Origin of the sequence: Rhodoferax sp. (assembly GCF_014859475.1) — a bacterium.
GTDB lineage: Bacteria > Pseudomonadota > Gammaproteobacteria > Burkholderiales > Burkholderiaceae_C > Rhodoferax.
On record NZ_JACUUE010000238.1, the window covers coordinates 1 to 3,432 of the forward strand.

The window sequence follows — 3,432 nt, forward strand, 5'->3', positions numbered from 1 at the left end:
CGGGGTCATGGATTGCGTCACTGCGTTCGCAATGACGGGGCTGTTCATGGAAAGAAGCGCCAGCATTTCCCGTCATTGCGAGGAGCGCAGCGACGTGGCAATCCATGAAGCCCTGGATTGCCGCGCTTCGCTCGCAATGACGATACCAGCCGCGCTTCGCTCGCAATGACGATACCGGCCGCGCTTCGCTCGCAATGACGGGCCAGGCAGCTTATTTCAACTGCACCGAGCCCGATACATTGACGCTTACGTTGCTCAAGCCGGCTTCCATCGGCACTGGCGCCTCGTCAGCCATGGCGCGGGCGCTGGCCGCCATCATGTAGGGCCGCACCGGGCCGATCTGGTTGGCGTTGACATTGATCTCGCCCAGCGTGTAGCCGTCAAAGCCGAAGCTTTTGGCGATCTCGGCGGCGCTTTTCTGAAACTGCGCAATGGCCTGGCTTTGCGCCTGCGCCTGCGCTTGCTGGCGCAGTTGCGTACTCAGGCCAAAGCTGACACTGGCCACGCTCAGGGTTTGCAGCTGCCCCGCCATCTGGCTGATGCGCACAAAATCATTGCCTTGCAACACCAGCTCGGCGGTGCCTTGCCAGCCGACCAGTTTGCCGTTGCGGTCGTGCCGCGGCGACAGGCCGAAACGCCCGGTGCGGACGCTCATCAAGGGGCTTTGCGTCTGCGGTTTGACCAGCGTCAGCGCAGCGTCGAGCGCGGCCTTGAGCTGGCTTTGCACCTCTGGCGCATTCACGCCTTCGCGCTGGGTGCTCAGCGTGAGCGTGAGCTCGTCTTGCGGCACCTGCACCGTGGCGCTGGCCGCCAGGCTGACCCTTTGGGTCGGCAACGCTGGCGCCATGGTTTGCGCAAAAGCGGCGCTGGCACCCATCATGAAAGCACCAAACGCGATCAGTTTCAGGTGGTTTTTCATCTTGGATTCCTTAAAGATACGGGCGGGTAAATAACCAAACAAATTTGTAACAGCATGTCAATATGAGCAAAAGAATTGTCAAACACAAATTCAAACACGCAAAATCACGCCTGTTACAAATTGTCCTGGAGCGAAGTATGACTGCAAAACCCGACCGAATTGACAAAATATTGGTGGTGGATGACGACGCGCGCATTCGCGACCTGCTGCGCCGCTACCTGACACAAGAAGGTTTTGAGGTGCTGCAGGCCGAGGACGGCAAGGGGCTGACCCGCATGCTGCAACGCGAACCCGTTGATTTGATTGTGCTCGACCTGATGATGCCGGGCGAAGACGGCTTGTCGGTGTGCCGACGCCTGCGCAGTGCCAACGACCACACGCCCATCATCATGCTCACGGCCAAGGGCGAGGATATTGACCGCATTGTGGGGCTCGAGGTGGGCGCTGACGATTACCTGGGCAAGCCCTTCAACCCGCGCGAGCTGCTGGCGCGCATTCATGCCGTGCTGCGCCGTCGCCCGCCGCTCGAAGCGCCAGGCGCGCCCTCGGGCAACAACGAAACCATCACTTTCGGCCCGTTCAGTTTTGATCTGGGCGCGCGCATCCTGCGCAAGGGCAGCGAAGAACTCAGCCTGACCACCGGTGAATTTGCCATGCTCAAGGCGCTGGTGCGGCACCCGCGTCAGCCCCTCTCGCGCGAAAAACTGGCACAACTGGCGCGCGGCCGCGACTTTGAGCCGTTTGACCGCAGCCTCGACGTGCAGGTGTCGCGGCTGCGCAAACTCATCGAAGAAGACGCTACGGCACCGCGCTACATCCAGACCGTGTGGGGTGTTGGCTACGTCTTTGTACCCGATGACAAGATATAAACCCCGCCTGAGCCTGTTCTGGCGCACCTTTGTCCTGCTGGCGCTGATGTTGCTGGGCAGCGTGCTGGCCTGGACCGAAACCCTGCACGAGCTCGAAGCCGAACCGCGTGCCATGCAGACCGGGCGGCAGATCGCATCGATGGTCAACTTGAGCCGGGCCGCGGTCATGCACACCGACAGCATCACCCAGGTCTCGCTGTTCAAGACCATGAAAGACCAGGAGCATGTGGTGATCGTGCCGCGCGAACCCAACGACGTGATCGAGCCCCTGAACAATGATGAACTCAACCACCACATGGCCAAGGAGCTGAAAAATCGTCTGGGGCACGATACGCTGGTAGCAGAAAGAGTCAACGGCGTGCCTGGGCTGTGGATTGGTTTTGACATCAACAAAGACCATTTCTGGCTGCAAACAGACCGTTCCCGCTTTGATCAGCCCGAGGCCAAGACCTGGCTGGTCTGGCTGACCACCGCCGCGGCTTTGTCGCTGCTGGGCGCGGCCTGGATGGCGCGACTCATCAACCGGCCCCTGAATGATCTGTCAATTGCCGCCAGGCGCGTGCGCGAAGGCGACTTCCAGGCCAGTCAGCTGGACGAGTCCGCGAGCACCAACGAGATCAGGACGGTCAACATCGGCTTTAACCGCATGACGCAAAAGCTGGCCCGAATCGAGGAAGAACGCGCGGTGATGCTGGCCGGCATTTCTCACGATTTGCGCACCCCGCTGGCGCGACTGCGGCTGGAGGCCGAACTCAGTGTCAGTGATGCCACGGCGCGCGAGCACATGGCCAACGACATCGCGCAGCTTGATGCCATCATCAACAAGTTTCTGGATTACGCACGGCCTGACCAGATCGAGTTGAGCCCGCTGCCAATCAGCCAGGTCATCGAGCAGAGCATGGCAGCCTTGCGCAACCGCCCCGAGCTTGACATCAAGCTAAGCCTTGAACCCAAGCTGATGGTTCAGGCCGATGCCGTGGAACTGCAGCGCGTTATCACCAACCTGATTGAAAACGCGGCGCGTTACGGACGATCGTCTGACACCGGCATCGCGCGGGTTGAAATTTCGGCACACAAATTGGACAACTCGATATTGCTGTGTTTGCGCGACCACGGCCCGGGCGTGCCCGAGGACCAACTCAAACAACTGACCACGCCATTTTTCCGCGGCGAAACCGCACGCACTGCTGCCAACGGCACCGGCCTGGGTCTGGCCATTGTGCAAAAAATCATCTCGCGCATGGGGGGCACGCTGGAGCTCAGCAATGCCAGCGGCGGCGGCTTGTGCGCCAGCATTCGCCTGCAGCGGGCTCATATAAGTTAAGCCGCGTCACTGCGAGCCCCCCGTACCTGGTCCGATACCGCACACGGACCTTGAACAAGGAAGCCGTCACTGCGAGCCATCCGTACCCGGCCCGATACCGCACACGGACCTTGAACAGAGACTTCGTCACTGCGAGCGTAGCGCGGCAGTCCATGCAGTCCGGGGTCATGGATTGCGTCACTTCGTTCGCAATGACGGGGCTGTTCATGGAAAGCGTGGGCAAAAGGGCGGGGCAAAAGGGGACGCTACCCTTTTCTCGGGCAAAAGGGGCAAAAGGGGACGCTACCCTTTTCTGGTTTCCGGTGCCGGGTCTCGCCCCG

At 60.7% G+C, this 3,432-nt stretch carries 4 protein-coding genes; 3 read left to right on the forward strand and 1 reads right to left on the reverse strand.

Annotation, left to right across the window (positions count from 1 at the left end):
• Positions 1 to 211 precede the first annotated feature (211 nt).
• Positions 212 to 919 carry an SIMPL domain-containing protein gene (locus tag IBX54_RS13655; RefSeq protein ID WP_296543205.1) on the reverse strand — a complete coding sequence of 236 codons (708 nt, stop codon included), beginning with the start codon at positions 917 to 919 and terminating at the stop codon, positions 212 to 214.
• A 137-nt stretch (positions 920 to 1,056) separates the two neighbouring features.
• Between IBX54_RS13655 and ompR the strand changes: the two genes are divergently transcribed.
• The 3 genes from ompR to IBX54_RS13670 all read left to right on the forward strand — a co-directional run.
• The gene (ompR, locus tag IBX54_RS13660; protein ID WP_296543206.1) at positions 1,057 to 1,788 is read left to right on the forward strand and encodes a two-component system response regulator OmpR; all 732 of its coding nucleotides are present in this window, start codon (positions 1,057 to 1,059) and stop codon (positions 1,786 to 1,788) included.
• Complete coding sequence (locus IBX54_RS13665) at positions 1,775 to 3,112, forward strand: ATP-binding protein (RefSeq protein ID WP_296543207.1); 1,338 nt, start codon at positions 1,775 to 1,777, stop codon at positions 3,110 to 3,112. The genes ompR and IBX54_RS13665 overlap by 14 nt, the downstream gene beginning before the upstream one ends.
• Before the next feature lie 50 nt (positions 3,113 to 3,162).
• The coding region (locus IBX54_RS13670; protein WP_296543208.1) for a hypothetical protein at positions 3,163 to 3,432 on the forward strand (270 nt) is incomplete at its 3' end.